The organism is Pseudomonas oryzihabitans (assembly GCF_032027545.1).
Taxonomy (GTDB): Bacteria; Pseudomonadota; Gammaproteobacteria; order Pseudomonadales; family Pseudomonadaceae; genus Chryseomonas; species Chryseomonas oryzihabitans_F.
The window spans coordinates 293,501-312,280 of the sequence record NZ_JAVSJB010000006.1 but is presented as its reverse complement, the minus strand read 5'-3'; the positions used below and the strand labels follow the sequence as shown (position 1 = coordinate 312,280).

The 18,780-nt window shown below is 67.0% G+C and carries 18 protein-coding genes and 1 pseudogene; 10 read left to right on the top strand and 9 right to left on the bottom strand.

Annotation, left to right across the window (positions count from 1 at the left end; genetic code table 11):
• Positions 1-28: 28 nt before the first annotated feature.
• The 4 genes from RND78_RS12970 to RND78_RS12955 all read right to left on the bottom strand — a co-directional run bounded on the left by RND78_RS12970 (position 29) and on the right by RND78_RS12955 (position 3,659).
• Positions 29-1,249, bottom strand: a complete 1,221-nt coding sequence (locus tag RND78_RS12970; RefSeq protein ID WP_312729278.1) for an aspartate aminotransferase family protein — start codon at positions 1,247-1,249, stop codon at positions 29-31.
• A 235-nt stretch (positions 1,250-1,484) separates the two neighbouring features.
• On the bottom strand, positions 1,485-1,949 hold the full coding sequence (locus RND78_RS12965) for a hypothetical protein (RefSeq protein ID WP_312729277.1): 465 nt from the start codon (positions 1,947-1,949) through the stop codon (positions 1,485-1,487).
• Between the two features lie 133 nt (positions 1,950-2,082).
• Positions 2,083-2,730: a pyridoxamine 5'-phosphate oxidase gene (gene pdxH, locus RND78_RS12960; RefSeq protein WP_312729276.1), complete on the bottom strand. Its 648-nt coding sequence runs from the start codon at positions 2,728-2,730 to the stop codon at positions 2,083-2,085.
• Between the two features lie 83 nt (positions 2,731-2,813).
• Positions 2,814-3,659, bottom strand: coding sequence for an OmpA family protein (locus RND78_RS12955; RefSeq protein ID WP_312729274.1), 846 nt, complete (start codon positions 3,657-3,659; stop codon positions 2,814-2,816).
• Positions 3,660-3,930: 271 nt separating this feature from the next.
• On the opposite strand from RND78_RS12955, the gene RND78_RS12950 reads away from it, so the two are divergent.
• Positions 3,931-4,734: a formate/nitrite transporter family protein gene (locus RND78_RS12950; protein WP_312729272.1), complete on the top strand. Its 804-nt coding sequence runs from the start codon at positions 3,931-3,933 to the stop codon at positions 4,732-4,734.
• Here the strand turns inward: RND78_RS12950 and RND78_RS12945 are convergent.
• The gene (locus tag RND78_RS12945) at positions 4,720-5,649 is read right to left on the bottom strand and encodes a helix-turn-helix domain-containing protein (protein ID WP_312729271.1); all 930 of its coding nucleotides are present in this window, start codon (positions 5,647-5,649) and stop codon (positions 4,720-4,722) included. The genes RND78_RS12950 and RND78_RS12945 overlap by 15 nt on opposite strands.
• 356 nt (positions 5,650-6,005) lie before the next feature.
• On the opposite strand from RND78_RS12945, the gene RND78_RS12940 reads away from it, so the two are divergent.
• The 9 genes and pseudogenes from RND78_RS12940 to RND78_RS28270 form a co-directional block, all read left to right on the top strand.
• Positions 6,006-6,158: a hypothetical protein gene (locus RND78_RS12940; protein ID WP_312729270.1), complete on the top strand. Its 153-nt coding sequence runs from the start codon at positions 6,006-6,008 to the stop codon at positions 6,156-6,158.
• A 33-nt stretch (positions 6,159-6,191) separates the two neighbouring features.
• Positions 6,192-7,247 carry a phenylacetaldoxime dehydratase family protein gene (locus RND78_RS12935; RefSeq protein WP_312729269.1) on the top strand — a complete coding sequence of 352 codons (1,056 nt, stop codon included), beginning with the start codon at positions 6,192-6,194 and terminating at the stop codon, positions 7,245-7,247.
• Between the two features lie 76 nt (positions 7,248-7,323).
• Positions 7,324-8,193 carry a transporter gene (locus RND78_RS12930; RefSeq protein WP_312729268.1) on the top strand — a complete coding sequence of 290 codons (870 nt, stop codon included), beginning with the start codon at positions 7,324-7,326 and terminating at the stop codon, positions 8,191-8,193.
• 116 nt (positions 8,194-8,309) lie between these two features.
• Positions 8,310-9,824: an amidase gene (locus RND78_RS12925; protein WP_312729266.1), complete on the top strand. Its 1,515-nt coding sequence runs from the start codon at positions 8,310-8,312 to the stop codon at positions 9,822-9,824.
• Between the two features lie 31 nt (positions 9,825-9,855).
• Positions 9,856-10,479 (top strand): nitrile hydratase subunit alpha, encoded by a 624-nt coding sequence (gene nthA, locus RND78_RS12920; RefSeq protein ID WP_312729265.1) that lies wholly within the window; start codon positions 9,856-9,858, stop codon positions 10,477-10,479.
• 16 nt (positions 10,480-10,495) lie between these two features.
• On the top strand, positions 10,496-11,149 hold the full coding sequence (nthB, locus tag RND78_RS12915) for a nitrile hydratase subunit beta (RefSeq protein ID WP_312729263.1): 654 nt from the start codon (positions 10,496-10,498) through the stop codon (positions 11,147-11,149).
• Positions 11,146-11,565 (top strand): nitrile hydratase accessory protein, encoded by a 420-nt coding sequence (locus RND78_RS12910; protein WP_312729261.1) that lies wholly within the window; start codon positions 11,146-11,148, stop codon positions 11,563-11,565. The genes nthB and RND78_RS12910 overlap by 4 nt, the downstream gene beginning before the upstream one ends.
• Positions 11,566-11,614: 49 nt before the next feature.
• Positions 11,615-12,292: an energy-coupling factor ABC transporter permease gene (locus tag RND78_RS12905; RefSeq protein ID WP_312729259.1), complete on the top strand. Its 678-nt coding sequence runs from the start codon at positions 11,615-11,617 to the stop codon at positions 12,290-12,292.
• A gap of 628 nt (positions 12,293-12,920) precedes the next feature.
• Positions 12,921-13,661, top strand: a pseudogene (locus RND78_RS28270) (methyl-accepting chemotaxis protein); the annotation flags it as partial.
• 220 nt (positions 13,662-13,881) lie between these two features.
• Here RND78_RS28270 and RND78_RS12895 read toward each other — a convergent pair.
• The 4 genes from RND78_RS12895 to RND78_RS12880 all read right to left on the bottom strand — a co-directional run bounded on the left by RND78_RS12895 (position 13,882) and on the right by RND78_RS12880 (position 18,598).
• Positions 13,882-14,448 (bottom strand): TetR/AcrR family transcriptional regulator, encoded by a 567-nt coding sequence (locus RND78_RS12895; protein ID WP_312729255.1) that lies wholly within the window; start codon positions 14,446-14,448, stop codon positions 13,882-13,884.
• 3 nt (positions 14,449-14,451) lie between these two features.
• Complete coding sequence (locus RND78_RS12890) at positions 14,452-15,585, bottom strand: acyl-CoA dehydrogenase family protein (protein ID WP_312729254.1); 1,134 nt, start codon at positions 15,583-15,585, stop codon at positions 14,452-14,454.
• Between the two features lie 221 nt (positions 15,586-15,806).
• Positions 15,807-17,465, bottom strand: a complete 1,659-nt coding sequence (locus tag RND78_RS12885; RefSeq protein WP_312729252.1) for an AMP-binding protein — start codon at positions 17,463-17,465, stop codon at positions 15,807-15,809.
• Positions 17,466-17,569: 104 nt separating this feature from the next.
• Positions 17,570-18,598 (bottom strand): AraC family transcriptional regulator, encoded by a 1,029-nt coding sequence (locus RND78_RS12880; protein WP_312729251.1) that lies wholly within the window; start codon positions 18,596-18,598, stop codon positions 17,570-17,572.
• Between the last annotated feature and the right edge of the window lie 182 nt (positions 18,599-18,780).

Genomic DNA, 18,780 nt, shown 5'->3' with positions numbered 1-18,780 from the left:
CCAGCGGTACGCGTCCCGCGTCCGGAGATTAGCCCTGGGTGAGGCGCGCCAGGGCGCGATCCAGCCGTGCCAGGCCTTCGTCGATGTCCGCCTCGGGGATGATCAGGCTCGGCGCTATACGCAGCACGTCCGGACCGGCCTGGAGGATCATCAGGCCCTCTTCGTTGGCGGCAGTGACGATGTCCTTGGCGCGCCCCTTCCAGGCGTCGTTGAGCACGGCGCCGAGCAGCAGACCCAGGCCCCGTACCTGCTGGAACAGGCCATAGCGGGCGTTGAGGCGCTCGAGGCCAGCGAGGAAGCGCTCGTGGCGGACGGCGACGCCGGCCAGGGTATCCGGCGTGGCAACGATGTCGAGCAGCGCGGCGCCCACGGCGCAACCCAGCGGGTTGCCGCCGTAGGTGCTGCCGTGCACGCCGGCGCTGAAGTGCTGGGCGACCTTCTCGGTGGTCAGCATGGCCGCCAGCGGGAAACCACCGCCTAGGCTCTTGGCGCTGGTGAGGATGTCCGGTACCACGCCGTAGTGCTGGTAGGCATAGAGGTGGCCGCTGCGGCCTACCCCGCTTTGCACCTCGTCGAAGATCAGCAGGGCACCATGGGCGTCGCACAGGCGCCGAGCGCCTTCGAGGTAGGCCTGGTCGGCCGGCAGCACGCCACCCTCGCCCTGGATGGGTTCGAGGATGACCGCGCAGGTCTTGTCCGAGACCACGGCCTCGAGGGCAGCCAGGTCGTTGTAGGGCACATGGCGGATGCCTTCGATCTTGGGACCGAAGCCATCGGAATACTTGGGCTGGCCGCCGACGCTGACGGTGAACAGGGTCCGCCCGTGGAAGCTGTTGGTGGCGGCGACGATCTCGTAGCGGCTGCCGCCGCTGACGTCGTGGCCGTAGCGCCGGGCCAGCTTGCAGGCCGCCTCGTTGGCTTCGGCGCCGGAGTTGGCGAAGAAGACACGGTCGGCGAAGGTATGGTCCACCAGCTTGCGCGCCAGGCGTAGAGCGGGCTCGTTGGTGTAGATGTTGGACACGTGCCAGAGCTTGTTGGCCTGCTCGGTCAGCGCCTGGACGAGCGCAGCGTGACCGTGCCCCAGGGCGCTGACGGCGATGCCACCGGCAAAGTCGACGTATTCACGCCCAGCCTGGTCCCAGACGCGAGAGCCCTCTCCTCGCACCGGAATGAACGCGGCAGGGGCGTAGGTCGGAACCATCACCTCATCGAAGGCGGCGCGTTGCACATTGGGTTGAGAAGCGGACATCGGGGTTTCTCCTGCCGATCACGGCGGTCGCTGAAAAGGATTGTAGGACGAGCCTCGGGTGCGGCATTGCGCCCAGGCGACAACTATTTACGGGCGAAAACGCAAACGGGCATCCGATTCGCAGTCTAGCGATTCGGACGCCCGCTCTGGAAGGGCAAAGGGCTCGGACCGAGCGGCCATCGCCCGGACTTCGTCTGAAAGCACGCAGCTCGGCTGGCGGCAGCCGAGCCTACGATCAGTTGGGGGCGACCCGGCTGGTGCCGTTGACGGTCAGGATGCGTACCCGCTCGCCGACGCGGAACATCTCGCCCTTGTTCACCGCCTGCACATAGGCACGGGTGCCACCATCGTCTTCCTTCACGGTGATCTCGACGCCGTTGGCCTTAGTGAAGCCCTCTTCGGTCGCCGCACCCAGCAGGCCACCGGCCACGGCACCGATGATGGCGGTGACGAAGCTGCCGCGGCCGCCACCGATGGCGCTGCCGCCGATGCCACCCACCACGGCTCCGGCACCGGCGCCGACCGGCGACTTGGTACCCTCGATGGTGACCGGGCGCAGCGCGGTGATGGTGCCGGTGCGCACGGTCTGGACTTGGCGGGCTTCATCGCGCGAATAGACGTCGCCAGATTGGTCGGATGCACAGCCGGCCAGCAAGGCAACGGCGGTCAGGGAGGCGGCGAGTTGCAGGATTCTGTTCATGAAGCTACTCCAAAGGCAGTTGAAAGACCGGAAGCCGCGCCCGACGAGTCTGGACCGCGGATCGCTACTATCCTTGACCCAGGGCACCCGGGGAGGTTTCCGGCGACTGTAGCGAGGGCACCTTGCGAAAGCCTTAAGGAGCCAGGCGCTGCCGCTGCCATCCTGTCTCGCCGCGCCGGTAGTCGAGGCGGTCGTGCAGGCGGCTGGAGCGGCCCTGCCAGAATTCGATGCGCTGGGGCTTGAGGCGATAACCGCCCCAGAACGGTGGCCGGCTGGGCTCGCCGTCGGCGAAGCGCTGCTGCACCTCGGCCAGGCGCTGCTCCAACGCATGGCGATCGGCGATGGCCTCGCTCTGCGGCGAAGCCCAGGCGCCCAGGCGGCTGCCCAGGGGTCGTACCCGGTAGTAGGCGTCGGATTCTTCGGCGGATACCCGCTCCACCAGCCCCTCGATGCGCACCTGGCGCTCCAGCGCCGGCCAGAAGAAGGTCATGGCGGCACGCGGCTGGCTGGCCAGCTGCTGGCCCTTGGCGCTGTCGTAGTTGGTGTAGAAGACGAACCCCTGGGCATCGACGCCCTTGAGCAGCAACACCCGGCAATGGGGCTGGCCTTCGTCGTCGACGGTGGCGAGCCAGCAGGCATTGGCCTCGACGGGAGGCTGCTCGGTGCGTACCGCCTCTTCGAACCACTGGCCGAAGAGGGCGTAGGGATCGGCGGGTGCCTGCTGCTCGGTCAGGCCGTCGCGGGTGTAGTCGCGACGCATATCGGCGAGGGACGGTGACATGGTGGTCTCCAACGTGGATCGTCAGCGACCTAGCTTAACCAAGTCCCGCCCCGCTCGCCTGCTCCAGGACAAGCTTTGCGTTCTTAACGCGATGCTAGCGACTGCAGGCTGGCCAGCACCGTGGCGCGCGGCTGGATCAGCACCTCGACGCGGCGATTGGCGGCGCGGCCAGCGGCGGTGGCGTTGTCGGCGCGCGGATGGGCAGCGGCCAGGCCCCGCACGATCAGGCGATTGCCGCTGTAGCCGCTGAGGCGGAAGATCGCCGCCACGGCCTGGGCACGCTGCAGGCTGATCTTGTCGTTGAGCGCCGCGGCACCGGTGCTGTCGCTGAAGCCGAGCACGATGACCGCGCTGTCTTCGTCGACGCTGACCGACTTGGCCGAGCGGGACAGCGGGCCGAGCATCACCGGCAGCAGCATCTCGGCGCGATCCGGGTTGAAGGAGCCATCCACCGGCGTCACCAGCACCAGGGCATCGTCGCGGCGCTCGACCTTGACGTTGCTGCCGGCCACGGCGACGCGCAGCTTCTGCTCGTGCTCGTCCAGCCAGGCCTTGCTGACCTTGACCGGCACCGGCTTGAGCTCTTCGGCCTTGGCGACCGGCTTGGCATCCTCGCCCCCGAACGGCCACCACCAATGGCTGGCCTTCTCGCCGGTGGCAGTGGCAGGCTCGGGCTTGGCCGCCGGTGCCTTGGCCACGGCCTTGGGTTCAGGCTTGGCTTCGACCGCCTTGGCGACCGGCTTGGCCGGCTCGGCCGGCTTGTCGGCCCCGCCGAAGGGCCACCACCAGTGACCGCCGCTGGCAGCGGTGGCGGCGTGAACATCGCCCGGCTTGGCAGCGGCCTGGGTCTGGGCATCCTGGCCTTGGAACGAGCTACAGGCGGAAACGCCCATGCAGAGAATCAGGGTGGTGGATTTGATCAGCTTCATGCAATGTTTCCCATCGGCGAACCGGAGGACGGAGGAATCCAGCGCCCCCAGCCAGAGCCAGTGACGCGAGCGAACTTAAAGTAGTTTCGAGATTGTGGCCGCAAAGCTACGGCTGGCAAAGCGGTGGAGTCACGAATTTTGCGAATTCGCCGACCAGCGGCAGCAGTGATTAGTCATATTATTTAGCTATGAGCATCATAGGCAGAGGTAGCTTGTGGCGCCTCTCGTGGCTTCTTACAGTCCGCGCGTCCCTGTCCCTCCCCGAGTCACCATGTCGCTCAATACCCCCAAGGAAATCGCGCTCCTGGCCGTCCAGGCCGGCATCCTCAAGAGTCGCCTGTCCATCGGCAATCTGCTGGTACTGGGATTTCTCGCTGGCGCCTTCATCGCCCTCGGCTTCCTGCTGGACATCCACGTCATAGGTACGCTGCCCGGCAACTGGGGGTCGCTCAGCGCCCTGCTCGGCGCCATGGTCTTTCCGCTGGGTCTGATCCTCACCGTCCTGGCGGGCGGCGAACTGCTCACCGGCAACATGCTGGTGCTGCCCATGGCCTGGTTCGCCCGGCGCATCGGCCTGCTGGCGGTGCTGCGCAACTTCCTCTGGGTGACCCTGGCCAACCTGCTCGGCGCCCTGGCGGTCGCCTATTGCTTCGGCCATCTGCTGGGGCTCACCGAAGGCGCCTTCCTGGCCAAGACCACGGCCATCGCCCAGGCGAAGGTGGCCGCCAGTTTCCTGCAGGCGTTCATCTCCGGGGTCGGCTGCAATTGGCTGGTGTGCCTCGCTGTCTGGCTGGCCTTCGCCGGCAAGGACGTGACCGGGAAGATCCTGGCGATGTGGTTCCCGATCATGGCCTTCGTCGCCATCGGCTTCCAACACGTAGTGGCGAACATGTTCATCCTGCCCGCCGCCCTCTTCGCCGGGACGCTGGACTGGGCGCTGATCCTGCCCAATCTCGTCGCGGTGTTCCTCGGCAATCTGGTCGGCGGCGCGGTGTTCGTCGGCCTGGGCTATCACCTGGCCTATCGGCCGGGCCAGCAGCTGGACGAGCCCGAGCGTGCCTCAGTGCCGCTGTAGCAACGAGTGGGGCGCGACCCCAAAGGCTTTGCGAAAGGCACGGCTGAAATGCGAGAAGTCGGAAAAGCCGAAATCCAGTGCCGCCTGGGACACGCTGCGGCAACGCCCCTGCTCCATGGCCTGGCGGCTGGCCAGGAGCCGCTCCTGGAGAATCACGCTCATCAGGGTTTTCTGGTGACGGGCGAAAGCGCGGGTCACGGTACGGGTGGAGACGTGGTGCGCCTGGGCGACGCTCTCCAGGCTGAGTTGCGGGTCGCTCAGGTGGCGCAGGACATGGTTCATCAGGCGAGGATAGAGATCCCGCTCGGCCACGGCCCGCTCCGACCCCTGCAGTTCAAGGCTCAGCACCAGCAAGTCGAGCAGGGTTTGGGAGAAACGCAGGGCGTAGGTTTCGTCTTCCAGTGCCGGCGAGCCATCGGCGGCCTGGCGCAGCATTTCCCGCAGCGGCACGATGCCCGGGCGCGCTTCGTCGAGCACCGTGGCGGTGAGTCGCTCCACGCCCGGTAACCGGGTACCGAGCAGGTAGCGTGGAATGCGCACCAGGCGGTTGTCGCCGCCAAGGCTGAAATCGAAGGCCTGATCGGCGTCGTAGAGAAACAGGCGATTCGGTGCCAATACCGCCTGCCGTCCGCCCTGTTCCAATTGCCCATGCCCGGCCTGGCTGAAGCCGAGCCAGAGGTCGTCATCGGGACCGCTGCGCAGGTGGTTGGCGCTCCGGCGCCAATGATGCAAGGGTGCGGACAGGGTACAGATGTCCAGCAAACCCAGTGGCGTGACCTGGAGCCGGGCGTCGAAGCCCAGGCTGGAGTCGGGCCGGCTGGACGCCGGGATGCAATGCCGGCAGACCACTTCCTTCCAGTATTCGAAGCGCCGTTCCGCAGAAACGACCAGAGTGGAGTAGCTCGTGCTAGCCATGCTGCTCATCCTCGTTGTGACCAACCCGATCTTTTGCTGACGAGATTGGGCAACAACCATGCCACGCCCAGGCTAGACCGCTCGGCGCTGTGGCCTCGGCGCACCATGCTCCACCGGCAGCACAGCCGGCAAGCGGCCAGGCGGACCAGCAATCGACTCTTGCGTCCGTCCAGCCATGGCTGACGCTGCACCCAATGCATGCAAGGCCCCTCTCCGCCGTTCCGCGCTGGTGCAGACCACCGCTGATCCGCGTCGCTGTCCCTCCCAGTCAAGCACCTGTCCAGCTGGAACAAGCCCGCCAGACGGCTGCGCCTTACCTTGGCTACCAAGCGAAGCCCAGCGCCGCAGGTACCGAGATGATCAACACCGCTCCCGCTCTTTCCACCGCCGAATGGGCCGCTGCCCATCCCGGTGAACCGGTGGCTGAAGAAGCCCTGGCGCTACTGATCGTAACGGCCTGGCAGCACCTGGTGCTGTGCCTGAGTTGCCGAGCGAGCCTTCGCCGGTAACACCCCGTCCAGCCGTGTTTCGAGGAGTTCGCCATGGAATCCGCCATCGCCAAGCACCTGCAATGCCCCCGTACCTTGAGTCGTCGCGTGCATGATGAGTACGAACCGCCCTACCCCATGTTCGTCGCCCGTGCCAACGAAGACCTCACCCAGGTCGTCATGGCCTACCTCGGCGTGCAGTTCCGCCCGGAGCGGCGCGCCGCGGCGCTAGAAGCACTACGTACCCTGGTCGCCAGCTTCGCGGGCACCGATGGCCCCGGCAATCACGACCTCACCTATCACGCAGATGCCCAGGGCTACGGCAACTTCATCGTAGTGGGCTACTGGCGCGATCCAGCGGCCTACTGTCGCTGGCTGCGTTCGCCCGCAGTCGCCGACTGGTGGGCCGCCGATGCACGGCTGCACGAGGATCTGGGCTACTTCCGCGAGGTGATAGCGCCGCGGGCCGAGCAGTTCGAGACGCTGTATGCCTTCACCGAGGACCTGCCCGGGGTCGGCGCGCTGATGGATGGCATCAGCGGCGATATCCAGGAGCACGGCTACTGGGGCTCGGCGCGGGATCGCTTCCCGGTCTCCCAGACCAGTTGGATGCAGCCCGACGCCGAGTTGCAGGTGATCTCCGGCGATCCCCAGCAGGGAGGGCGGGTGGTGATCCGCGGCCACGACAACCTGACGCTGATCCGCTCCGGCCAGGACTGGGTCGAGGCCGGCCAGGAGGAGCGCGATATCTACTTCAACGAATTGCTGCCGCCACTGCAGGCGGGCATGGATTTCCTGCGCGATGAAGGTCAGGCGCTCGGCTGCTACAGCAACAGGTTCGTGCGCAACATCGACCTGGACGGCAACCTGCTGGACATCGCCTACGACATCGGCCACTGGCGCTCACTGGACAAGCTGGAGCGCTGGGCGGAATCCCATCCGACCCACCTGCGCATCTTCACCACCTTCTTCCGGGTGATCGGCGGCCTTTCCAAGCTGCGGCTGTACCACGAGGTGTCGGTCTCGGACGGCAATAGCCAGCAATTCGAGTACATCAACTGTCACCCCGCCACGGGAATGCTGCGCGACGCCAAGCGCCCGACGCCTTAACGAAAACCCTGACGCCTTGAGCCCCGTCTGCCTCTTGTAGACGAGGGACTCCCTTGCCCGAAAAAGGAACTTCGCCATGAAAGCCGTCCGTTTTTCCCTGACTCTCGCCAGCGTACTGACGTCGCTGTCCGCCACTGCGGTAGAGGTGGCACCCGGAGACTACGAACAGTATCCCAGCGGCGCCACCATTGGCGTCCTCTATTACCAGTACGCAACGACGGATGCCCTCTATGCGAAGGGACACAAGACGAGTTCGGACTTCGACCTGACGTCGAACGTGAGCATCCTGCGCCTATTGCACGTCTACCAGCTGACCGACCGTATCACCGTCGACCCCCAGTTCCTGCTGCCCTTCGGCCACCTGCAAGGGCACGGTGACGCCTCGGCGCTGGGCAGTACCACGGGTATCGGCGATCTGATCCTGACCGCGCCCATCAAGTATCGCCTGAACGACGCACGAGACACGCTCAGCGCCACCGCCTACCTCTATGTACCGGTCGGCAGCTACGACCGGAACGATGGCCTCAACTTCGGCGAGAACCGCTGGAAGGTCGACCTGCAGGCCGCCTACATCAAGCACTTCAACGAGCACTGGGCCGTCGACCTGGTCGGCGACAGCATCTGGTATGGCGACAACGACGACTACGGGAGCGCCTCGGTACGCCGCGAGCAGGACGTCTCCTACGGCGCCCAGGCCATGGTGCGTTACATGCCCGATGCGACCTCGTCGCTCGCCGTGGGCCTCGGCCACAACTGGGGTGGTGAGAACCGCATCGCCGGCGTGGACCAGGACGACCGGCAAGAGACCACCAACGCCCGCTTCACCGCCACCAAGTTCTTCACGGCGAAGGACCAGCTCCAGCTGCAGCTGGGTCGCGATCTCAAGGTGGAGAACGGGACTCGCGAGGACTTCCGTCTGAATCTGCGCTACGCCCATGTGTTCTAGCGCCAGGCTGACGGCAACAGCCGGCCCGTGCTAGCCACCACGCCAGGGTGACTGATCTCAGCCACCCTGGCCTCAACGCCCAGCCGCTTCGGTGGTTCGACAAAGGAAATCCTTCCATGGCCATAGCCCGCCCCACTCCCGCCCAACTCCAGGCCCTCGCCGGCCGCCTGCACATGCAGTTGAGCGCCGCCCAGGCGCAGGACTACCTGGCGCTGATGCAGGCCAGTTTCGACGCCTACGACCTGATCGACGGCCTGCCCGACGAGATACCGCCGGTGCGTTTCGCCCGCGGTGCCGGGCATCGTCCCAGCGCGGCGGCAAATCCACTCAACGCCTGGTACTACCGGGCCGAAGTCCAGGGTGCCACCGAGGGCAAGCTGGTCGGGCGCACCGTGGCGCTCAAGGACAACATCGCCCTGGCCGGGGTGCCGATGATGAACGGCTCCACCACCCTCGAAGGCTTCGTACCGAGCCATGACGCCACCGTGGTGACCCGCCTGCTGGAAGCCGGCGCCACCATCCTGGGCAAGGCCACCTGCGAACATTTCTGCCTGTCCGGCGGCAGCCACACCTCGGACCCCGCGCCGGTGCACAACCCACGCCGACATGGCTACAGTGCCGGCGGCTCTTCCTCCGGCAGCGCCGCCCTGGTGGCCGCCGGGATGGTGGACCTGGCCATCGGTGGCGACCAGGGGGGCTCCATCCGTATCCCCTCTGCCTTCTGCGGCACCTATGGCATGAAGCCTACCCATGGCCTGGTGCCCTACACCGGGGCGATGCCCATCGAGGCGACCGTGGATCACCTCGGCCCCATCACCGCCAACGTGGCCGACAACGCCCTGATGCTGGAGGTGATCGCTGGGACCGATGGCCTCGATCCGCGCCAATATGCTCCCCAGGTGACGCCCTATACCCAGGCACTGGGACGTGGGGTGGAAGGCCTGCGCATCGGGCTGCTCGGCGAGGGCTTCGAGCTGGCCAACATGAACCCACGGGTAGCGGCCAAGGTGCGCGATGCCGCCGTTCGGCTGGAAGGCCTGGGGGCCAGGATCGAGGAAGTCTCGATACCCGAACACCTGCTGGCCGGCGCGCTCTGGCAGCCCATCGGCTGCGAGGGGCTCACCGCCCAGATGATGCACGGCAATGGCATGGGCTTTAACTGGAAGGGTCTCTACGACGTCGGCCTGCTGGATGCCCATAGCGCCTGGCGCGAGCGGGCCGATGCCCTGTCGCCAACCCTCAAGCTGTGCATGTTCGTCGGCCAGTACGGCCTCGAGCGCTATCGCGGGCGTTTCTATGCCAAGGCGCAGAACCTGGCCCGCCGGGCCCGGGCCGGCTATGACCAGGCACTGGAACGCTACGACCTGCTGCTGCTGCCCACCCTGCCCATCGTCGCCCAGCCGCTGCCGCCCAGCGACGCTCCCCTGGCCCACTACATCGCCCGCGCCTTCGAGATGATCGGCAACACCGCGCCCCTGGATATCACCGGTCATCCGGCCCTATCGCTGCCCTGCGGCACCGTGGACGGCCTGCCGGTGGGCGCGATGCTGGTGGGGCGGCACTACGCCGAGAGCATCCTCTACCAGGCCGCCGCTGCCTTCGAGGCCAGCGTGGATTGGCAAACCCTGTGAAGCGCCTTCGTTGCACCGAGGAGAAGACAACATGAGCCATGAGCATCATCACGACCACGACCACACCGAGCCGCCGGAAGAGGTCGCGCTGCGCGTCAAGGCGCTGGAGTCGCTACTACTGGAAAAGGGCTTGATCGATCCGGTCGCCATGGACGCCCTGATCGATACCTACGAGCACCAGATCGGCCCGCGCAACGGTGCCCAGGTGGTGGCCAAGGCCTGGGCCGATCCTGAATACCGCCGCCGCTTGCTGGAGGATGCCACCGCCGCCATCGCCGAGTTGGGCTTTTCCGGGGTCCAGGGCGAGGACATGGTGGTGGTGGAGAACACCCCGGCGGTGCACAACGTCACCGTCTGCACCCTGTGTTCCTGCTATCCCTGGCCGACCCTGGGGCTGCCCCCCGCCTGGTACAAGTCCGCGCCCTATCGCTCGCGCATCGTCATGGATCCGCGCGGGGTGCTGGCGGAGTTCGGCCTGAGCATCGCCGCGGACCGCGAGATCCGCGTCTGGGACAGCAGCGCCGAACTGCGCTACCTGGTGCTGCCGCAGCGCCCGGACGGCACAGCGGGCTGGACCGAGGAGCGACTGGCCACCCTGGTCACCCGCGATTCCATGATCGGCACCGGGCTGGCGCTGACGCCAGCGACCGCCTAGCAGAGGAGCTTAGCCCATGAACGGTATCCACGATCTCGGCGGCATGCATGGCCTTGGCCCTGTCGCCCCACCCGCCCGCGAGCCGGTGTTTCACGCCGACTGGGAGCGGCGGGTGTTCGCCCTCTTCCCCTCGCTGTTCGTCGGCGGCTATTTCAACGTCGACGAATTCCGCCACGCCATCGAGCGCATGGCGCCCAGCGAGTACCTGGAATCGAGCTACTACGAGCACTGGTTGCATGCCTTCGAGACGCTCCTGGTGGAAAAGGGTGTGATCAGCCGCGAGGAACTGCAGGGCCTGATGGAGCCGACGCCGCCGACCCAGCCCGTCACGGTGCTGACCCCCGACCTGGTCCAGCCAGTGGTGTTCGGTGGTGCCTCGGCTCGCACCACCCACGGCGAGCAGGGACGCTTCCAACGCGGCGATCAGGTGCGCACCCGCAACCTCAATCCCACAGGCCACACCCGGCTGCCGCGCTATGCCCGCGGCAAGCTCGGCACCATCGAGCGGGTGCAGGGGCTGTTCATCACGCCTGACACCGTCGCCCATGGGCTGGGCGAACAACCGCAACAGGTCTATGCGGTGCGCTTCAGCGCCCGGGAGCTGTGGGGCAGTGACAGCCCTGACTCCATCTGCATCGATCTCTGGGATAGCTATCTGGAGGCCGTATGACGACTCTCGTACCCGTACCGCCACTGTCGCCCCGCGACGAGGGCCCGGCCTTCGACAGCCCCTGGCAGGCCCAGGCCTTTTCCCTGGTGGTCCATCTGCACCGCAGCGGACTCTTCGCCTGGCAGGACTGGGTGGCGATCTTCAGCGCCGTGATCCAGGAGACGCCGGCGACCGCCAACGAAAGCGTCAACGACGCCTACTACCGGCAATGGTTGCTGGCCACCGAACGCCTGGTGGAAAGCCTGGGCCTGACTACGGCGGCGGCCATCGCCGAGCGTACCGAAGCATGGCGCCAGGCCTATCTCAATACGCCCCATGGCCAGGCGGTGGCGCTGACCCATGCCAGCTGCCCGCCCCACGCCGTACACCACCACCCACCTCGTCGCGCGCCGGTAGCCGTCAGCCAGGCGCGCTAGCCCTCACCCCTCAACCCTTGTGCCGCCCCTGGGCGGCCTGGAGATCGTCATGCATATCGAACCTGGACTCGTGGATGCCGGCAAGATCGGCCTGAGCTACCTGACCGCCGCCGGTGCCGGCGCCTACGGCCTGAAACTGCTGGGAGCGACGCTGCGCGAACGTGGCCTGGTGTCGCTGCTGGCGCGCAGCCTGGCGACCACCGCCCTGGTGTTCGCCTTCTTCGAGGTGCTCCCCCATCACCCCGTCGGCGTCTCCGAGGTCCATCTCATCCTTGGCTCGACGCTGTTCCTGCTGTTCGGCGCCGCGCCCGCCGCCCTGGGCCTGGCCTTGGGCCTGTTGCTGCAGGGACTGTTCTTCGCGCCCTTCGACCTGCCGCAGTACGGCATGAACGTCACCACCCTGCTGCTACCGCTGTTCGCCACGGCGGCGCTGGCCAAACGCCTGATCGCCCCCGGCACGCCCTACGTCGTGCTCAGGTATCGACAGGCGCTGGCCCTGTCCACCGCCTTCCAGGCCGGCATCGTCGCCTGGGTGGCCTTCTGGGCGCTCTATGGCCAAGGCTTCAGCAGCAGCAACCTGATCGCGATCACCAGCTTCGGCGGTGCCTACCTGAGCGTCATCCTGCTCGAACCGCTGGTCGACCTGGGGGTGCTGGCCCTGGCCAAACGCGCTACCCGCCTACAAGGCCATGCCTGGCTCGAACGCCGTCTCTATCAAACCGCTTGAATGCAGGACTGCCTGCCCGGCGCCACGGTTGGCACCGGGCCCTATCGCAAAGGAGTGGCCGATGGACCTGTTCAGTCGTACCTTCAATCACCAGCTCGATCTCCTCATCGACGCCCTGGAGACCGGCGCGAGGCTGGAACCGCTCGTGACGGCGGACACCCGGCTGAAACGCCTGGAAAGCATCCTCACGCGGCAGCTTGCCGAGCGGACCGACCTTGCCCAGCACGTCAACGACCTACAGCGGCAAACCGGGCAACTGGACGCCCAACTCCAGGACCTGCAACGGCAACTGTCCCTGGCCGAGCAACGCTGGCAAGGGGTGGCCCCGGCCAAGGGCGCCTGCTGGGAGTTCAGGCCGCCGCTTGCGGGTCAGACGCGGGATGAGCCAGCCCTGCGCTGGTCCGCCGACCTCCCCGGCCTTGGTGCCTTGCCGACGCGGTTGCACGCCTGGTTGGAGCTGATCCATCCAGACGAGCGCGCGGACGTTCGCCAGGCCCTGCTCGCGCCCCAGGGACCGGGCGAGTTCACCTTCGCCCTGCGCCTGCCAGACGGTGCTGGCGCCTATCGTGGCTTCACCCTGCACGGCCGGCGCCTGGCTGGCAGCGCCGGGCAACCGCCGCTGCTGCTGGGTACGCTGCAGGACGATCACGAGCGGCGCAGCCGCGACCAGGCCCATGCCTTGCTCGAAACACGCTTCGACATCGCCCGCGACTGCATCCAGGACGCCTTGTGGGACATCGACATCAAGAACGGCGATCCGGCCAATCCCGCCAATGTCATCTGGTTCTCCCCGCAGATGCGGCGCCTGCTCGGGTACGAGTCGGTGGCGGAATTTCCCGATGTGCTCAACAGCTGGCTTTCCCATCTCCATCCGGAAGACAGCGACCGCGCGGTACAGGCCTTCGTCGACCATGTCGGCGACCGCAGCGGCAAGACGCCCTTCGACGTCTCCTATCGCCTGCGGTTGCGCACGGGTGACTATCGCTGGTTCCGCGGGCGTGGTGACAGCCAGCGCGCAACGGATGGCACGGCGCTGCGCACGGTTGGCGCCATCAGCGACATCCAGAGTCAGGAAGAAGAACGCTGGTTGCGGCAGGAGTACGAACAGCAGGGCGCCGGGGCCCAGGCCACCCTGCAACGCCTGACGGGGATCGTCAGCACCATCCAGGGCATCACCCAGCAAACCAACCTGCTTGCGCTCAACGCGGCCATCGAGGCGGCACGGGCCGGCAGCGCTGGTCGTGGTTTCGCGGTGGTCGCCGACGAGGTGCGCAAACTGGCGATCCGGGCCAGCGAAGCCACCCGTACCGCGGTGGAGATGCTCGAAGGTCAGAAGCAGGCCAAGGCACCCGGCACAGCCCATTCCTGAAGCGGTGGCGGGAAGATCTAAGGACCCGTTCACGATCTGCTGCGCGTCGGCCAAACCGCGTTGAAAATGCCCTGGGTCGCCAGCCCGGCCTGGGCGGCCCCGTCGCAATGCTCATTTACCACTCGTAAACCCGAGCGCGGGTCCGATCCGCTTCCTCAGCCATTTTCGTGGGGCCGCCTAGGCCTTGTTTGTCTCTAGCTCGCGAGATAGTGAATAGGTTCTAACGGCGCACTAGCGCCGCGACCAAGCCAGCCAGGACCGCTACCTGCTCGGTAGTCGCCACGGCGGCTTCGGCCTGTGCCTGGGCCATGGCCCGCAACAGCTGGGCCAGGGCGTCCAACGTCAGGCCAGGGTCATGAGAAACGCCGCCGAGTGCCTGGCTGAAGGCCTGCACCTGCTGCTGCCTGAGCGTGCCAATGCGCGCCTGCTGCCTGGGATTCAAGTGGCGAAACTCATGCTGCGCCACCTGCACTGAGGTCCGTTGCCGCTGGACCAGCACCAGGTAATCCTCGAGCAGACTCGAGGGTGTCAGGGCGGATCGCCGGCCCCGCCCTGCATTCCTGAACAGCTGTAGGACGTCCAGTTCGTAGTCCTCGATCAACTCGAACAGCAGGTCCTGCTTGCCTTCGAAATGGTGGTAGAGCGAGCCGGGCAGCAGGCCGACGACATTCGCCAGGCGGCGCAGGCTGACGCCGTGATAGCCGTCCCGGCTGAACAACTCCAGGGCGGCCTGACGCAGGCGCTCGCCGCTGCCGTCGCCGGCCGGGTGCGACGCGACGGCGACCACCGGCTAGTCCCCCAGATGACGCGCGATGACCAGCCGCTGGATGTCGCTGGTGCCTTCGTAGATCTGGCAGATGCGGGCGTCGCGATAGATCCGTTCCAACGGATAGTCGTTCAGGTAGCCGTAGCCGCCCAGGGTCTGCAAGGCCGCGGAGCAGACCCGCTCGGCCATCTCCGAGGCGAACAGCTTGGCCATGGAGGCTTCCACCAACGCCGGCCGCCCAGCATCGCGCAGCGCCGCTGCGTGCAGCACCATCTGCCGGGCCACGGCGATCTCGGTGGCCATGTCGGCCAGGCGGAAGGCCACCGCCTGGTGCTCGACGATGGGCTTGCCGAAGGTCTGCCGCTCGCGGGCGTAACCCTTGGCATAGTCGAACGCCGCGCGGGCCATGCCGACCGCCTGGGCGGCGATGCCGATGCGTCCGCCCTCCAGGTTGGCCAGGGCGATGCGATAGCCCTCGCCTTCGGCGCCCAGGCGATAGGCCGCGGGCACCCGCACGTCATCGAGCTGGATCTGGCAGGTGTCGGAGGCGTGCAGCCCGAGCTTGTGCTCGACGCGCACCACCTGGTAGCCAGGGCTGTCGGTGGGCACCAGGAAGGCGGAGATGCCCTTCTTGCCCGCTGCCGGATCGGTGACCGCGAAGACCAGCACCACCCCGGCCTGGCTGCCGGAGGTGATGAATTGCTTGGCGCCGCTGATGACGTAATGGTCGCCGTCGCGCCGCGCCCGGGTGCGCAGGTCACTGGCATCGGAGCCCGCCTGGGGTTCGGTGAGGGCGAAGGCGCCGATCATCTCGCCACTGGCAAGGGGCGTGAGGAAGCGCGCTTTCTGCTCATCACTGCCGAAGCGGTCGATGGGCACGCAGCCCACTGAATTGTGCACGCTCATGATGGTGGAGCAGGCGCCATCACCTGCGGCGATTTCTTCCAGGGCCAGGGAATAGGCCACGTAGCCGGTATCGCAGCCGCCCCAGGTATCCGGCACCAGCATCCCCATGAAGCCCAGCTCGCCCATCTCGCGCAAGGCTTGGCGGGGAAAGCTGCCGGTGCGGTCCCAGTCGGCGGACTGGGGTTGCAAGCGCTCCTGGGCGAAGCGACGGGCCATGTCGACGATGCCTTGTTGTTCTTCGGTGATCAGCATGGAGGGTCTCCTCGCGAGGCTAGTGTGGTGTTTCAGAAGTTCGCACAAGAATTGGCGAGTGATTTTTTGGCGGTTCGGCGTTCCGACTGGGCTAGGCGCCGCGACGAGTCATAGCAGGGCTATGGCGAGGAGTGGCAACGCCGCCCAGACGGTCCGCCGCTGCGGCCAAAAAAGCGCCGCCAAAATTGTGTAGGTAACTTCTGAAACACCACACTATAGGGCTAGGCGCTTTGCCGGGACGGCTCGGCCCTGGCGATTTCCTGGTTGCGCAGGATGAAACGCTGCAGCTTGCCGCTGGGCGTCTTGGGTAGCTCGGTGACGAATTCGATCTCCCGCGGATAGGCGTGGGCGGCCTGGCGCTGGCGCACATGCAGCCGCAGCTCCTCGACCAGCGCCGGGCTCGGCGGGTAGCCGGGCTGCAGCACCACGAAGGCCTTGATGATCTCGGTACGCTCCGGGTCCGGCTTGCCGATCACCGCCGCCTCGATCACCGCCGGATGCTCGATGAGCGCACTTTCCAGCTCGAAGGGACCGACGCGATAGCCGGAGGTGGTGATGACGTCGTCGGCGCGGCCGACGAAGCTGATGCTGCCGTCGGCATTCAGCTCGCAGGTGTCGCCGGTCAGGTAGTAGTGATCGACGAAGGCCTGGGTCGGGCCGCTCAGGTAGCCGCCGAACCAACACAGCGGCGAGCGTTCGAGATCCAGCGCCAGGATGCCGGGGACCCCCACCGGCAATTCCTGCAGCGTCCCCTCGTCCAGCACTACCACGCGGTGACCGGGACTGGCGAAGCCGGCCGTTCCCGGCCGTACCGGATGGCGCAGGGCGTGGTGGTTGCACAGCACCATGCCCAGCTCGGTCTGGCCATAGTGATCGTGAATCGGCGCCTGCAGTTGCTCGGCGAACCAGCGGATGACCTCTGGATTGAGCGGTTCGCCGGCACTGCTCACCACCCGCAGCCGCCCGCGCAGACGCTTACCGACCGCCTCGCCGCCCGCGATGAGCAGGCGGTAGGCGGTGGGCGAACCGGCCAGGTTGGTGATGCCATGCTCCCGCACCAGGCGACAGGTGCTTTCCGCCGAAAAGGGGCCGTCGTAGAACAGTGTGGGATGACCCAGCGCCAGGGGGCCAATGACCGCATAGTAGAGGCCATAGGCCCAGCCCGGATCGGCCAGGTTCCAGAAGGCATCGCTGGGTCGCAGGTCGACGGCCTCCGTCATATAGCCCATGAAGGCGGCGATGGCCTTGAGCGGCACCGCCAGCGGCTTGGCCGGTCCGGTGGTGCCCGAGGTACACATCAAGAGGAAGGGATCGTCCGCGGTACGCAGCACGGGCTCGAAAAGGGTCGGCTGGCGCTCCAGCTCGTGCCAGAAGCTGAAATCGCCCCGCTCGATGCCCTGGCCGCGCCGCTGGCCCACGGTGAGGATCGCGGGGCAGCCAGGCACCTCGGCCAGCTTGCCGCGATTGCCGGCATCGGTCACCACCAGTCGCGCCTGGGAGACCGCCAGGCGGTGCTCGATGGCCTTGGGCCCGAAGGCGGTGAACAGCGGCTGATAGACAGCGCCAATCCGCCAGGTGCCGAGAATGGCGATCAGCAGCTCCGGGGTCCGCGGCAACAGGCCGGCCACCCGATCCCCGGGGCCTATGCCCTGGCTGGCGAGAAAACCGGCGAATTGCGCGGCGCGCTGCTGTAGCTCGAGGAAGGTCCAGGACTCCCGCTGGCCGTCGCGGCCTTCCCAGAACAGGGCGATCCGGCCCGGCAGCGCATGGCGATCGCAGCACTCGACGCAGGCGTTGAGGGCTGCGAGCGAGCCACTCAGGCGCGCCGCGACGGTGGCGCGGTAATCGAACCGGGCATAGACGTCGGCATAGTCCTGCATGATCCCTTCCTCGATCTTGTTGTTATCGAATGAGATCGACTCTAGCGCGCGCCCCGCGCCAGGCAATGACCTTTAGCTGCAACCGGGTTGAGCGGTTTGGACAGTCAGGCCGGGACGGCACCGGCCAGGATCAGTTGGCGATAGTGGCCGGGGTTGGTCCCGGTCCATTTGCGAAAGCCCTTGTAGAAGGCGCGCACGTCGGAGAAGCCCAGGTCCACGGCGATGTCGTCCAGGCTGCGGCCCTGATCGGCCAGCCAGGCGATGGCGCGCTCGCGGCGTACGCTGTCCTTGAGCGCCTGGTAGGACTGCCCCTGCTCCGCCAGGCGACGGCGCAACGTGGCCGAGGACAGGTGCAACTGCTGCGCCATGGCCTCGCCGGTCGGCCATTGGTCGCCGGGCAAGTCGCGCAGCCGGGCCTTGAGGCGCTCGGCCAGGCTCTCGGCATCGCGATAGCGCTGCAGGATGTTGTTCGGCGCCCCGGCGAGAAAGCGCGCCACGTCCGCCTGGCTACGCCGCACCGGGGCATCCAGCACCTCGGCGGCCAAGATCAGCCGGGTCTGCGGCTGGCCGAATCTGAGGTTGTCGGAAAACAGCACCCGGTAGTCGTCGGTGAAGGCCGGTTCGGGACAGCGCAGCTCCACCGCCAAGAGCGGTATGCGCCGGCCGATCAACCAGCAGGCCACTCCGTACAGGATCAGCCAATAGGTGAAGTAGGTGAAGGCGCGGCTTTCCCGAGCCTCGGGCTCGCGCAGCTGGATGGAGGCCAGGCTGCGCTGACGGACCAGCTGCGCCTCCAGCTCATCGAAACCGAGGTTCAGGAAGCCCAGGGCCAGTTCCAGGGCATCGCCCAGGCGGGGCTGGGTCAGGCACAGGCGGCAGAGGAAGGCGAAGCTGCCGGAGCGCAGGCGGCGCGGGTCCATGCCGAAGAACTCGTCATCGAAGCGCAGCGCCAGGCGGCGCCAGATCCGACCATAGAGCACCACCGGCACCCGCGACTCGGCCAGGCAGGCCGGGCTCAGGCCCAACTCGACGAGCAGCTCCGCCGCGGAGCGCTCGGGCGTGACGTAGGCCGCCAGCGCCTCGCGCAGCAATTCGGTGGCTATGGTGCCGCGCGCTGGCGCGCCAGAGGTCATGACGGACTCCCTGCGGAAGGTGGATGGCACCGGCGCCGCTACCCTGCCGGTCCCTGCAGCCGCTTAGCTAAGCATAAGCGGGCGCCTGGCGCCAAAGGTCGCAGCGACCGCCAGACCTCAGAACCTGTTCACGATCTGCTGCGCGTCGGCCAAACGGCGTTGAAAACGGCCTGGGCCGCCAG

Excerpts from the sequence above, each read along its gene's own strand:
- RND78_RS12890 (WP_312729254.1), bottom strand. The coding sequence starts at position 15,585 with ATGCTGATCACCGAAGAACAACAAGGCATCGTCGACATGGCCCGTCGC.
- RND78_RS12885 (WP_312729252.1), bottom strand. The coding sequence starts at position 17,465 with ATGCAGGACTATGCCGACGTCTATGCCCGGTTCGATTACCGCGCCACC.
- RND78_RS12945 (WP_312729271.1), bottom strand. The coding sequence starts at position 5,649 with ATGGCTAGCACGAGCTACTCCACTCTGGTCGTTTCTGCGGAACGGCGC.
- RND78_RS12935 (WP_312729269.1), top strand. The coding sequence starts at position 6,192 with ATGGAATCCGCCATCGCCAAGCACCTGCAATGCCCCCGTACCTTGAGT.
- RND78_RS12970 (WP_312729278.1), bottom strand. The coding sequence starts at position 1,249 with ATGTCCGCTTCTCAACCCAATGTGCAACGCGCCGCCTTCGATGAGGTG.
- RND78_RS12965 (WP_312729277.1), bottom strand. The coding sequence starts at position 1,949 with ATGAACAGAATCCTGCAACTCGCCGCCTCCCTGACCGCCGTTGCCTTG.
- RND78_RS12925 (WP_312729266.1), top strand. The coding sequence starts at position 8,310 with ATGGCCATAGCCCGCCCCACTCCCGCCCAACTCCAGGCCCTCGCCGGC.
- RND78_RS12930 (WP_312729268.1), top strand. The coding sequence starts at position 7,324 with ATGAAAGCCGTCCGTTTTTCCCTGACTCTCGCCAGCGTACTGACGTCG.
- RND78_RS12955 (WP_312729274.1), bottom strand. The coding sequence starts at position 3,659 with ATGAAGCTGATCAAATCCACCACCCTGATTCTCTGCATGGGCGTTTCC.
- RND78_RS12950 (WP_312729272.1), top strand. The coding sequence starts at position 3,931 with ATGTCGCTCAATACCCCCAAGGAAATCGCGCTCCTGGCCGTCCAGGCC.
- pdxH (WP_312729276.1), bottom strand. The coding sequence starts at position 2,730 with ATGTCACCGTCCCTCGCCGATATGCGTCGCGACTACACCCGCGACGGC.
- nthA (WP_312729265.1), top strand. The coding sequence starts at position 9,856 with ATGAGCCATGAGCATCATCACGACCACGACCACACCGAGCCGCCGGAA.
- RND78_RS12905 (WP_312729259.1), top strand. The coding sequence starts at position 11,615 with ATGCATATCGAACCTGGACTCGTGGATGCCGGCAAGATCGGCCTGAGC.
- RND78_RS12940 (WP_312729270.1), top strand. The coding sequence starts at position 6,006 with ATGATCAACACCGCTCCCGCTCTTTCCACCGCCGAATGGGCCGCTGCC.
- nthB (WP_312729263.1), top strand. The coding sequence starts at position 10,496 with ATGAACGGTATCCACGATCTCGGCGGCATGCATGGCCTTGGCCCTGTC.
- RND78_RS12880 (WP_312729251.1), bottom strand. The coding sequence starts at position 18,598 with ATGACCTCTGGCGCGCCAGCGCGCGGCACCATAGCCACCGAATTGCTG.
- RND78_RS12910 (WP_312729261.1), top strand. The coding sequence starts at position 11,146 with ATGACGACTCTCGTACCCGTACCGCCACTGTCGCCCCGCGACGAGGGC.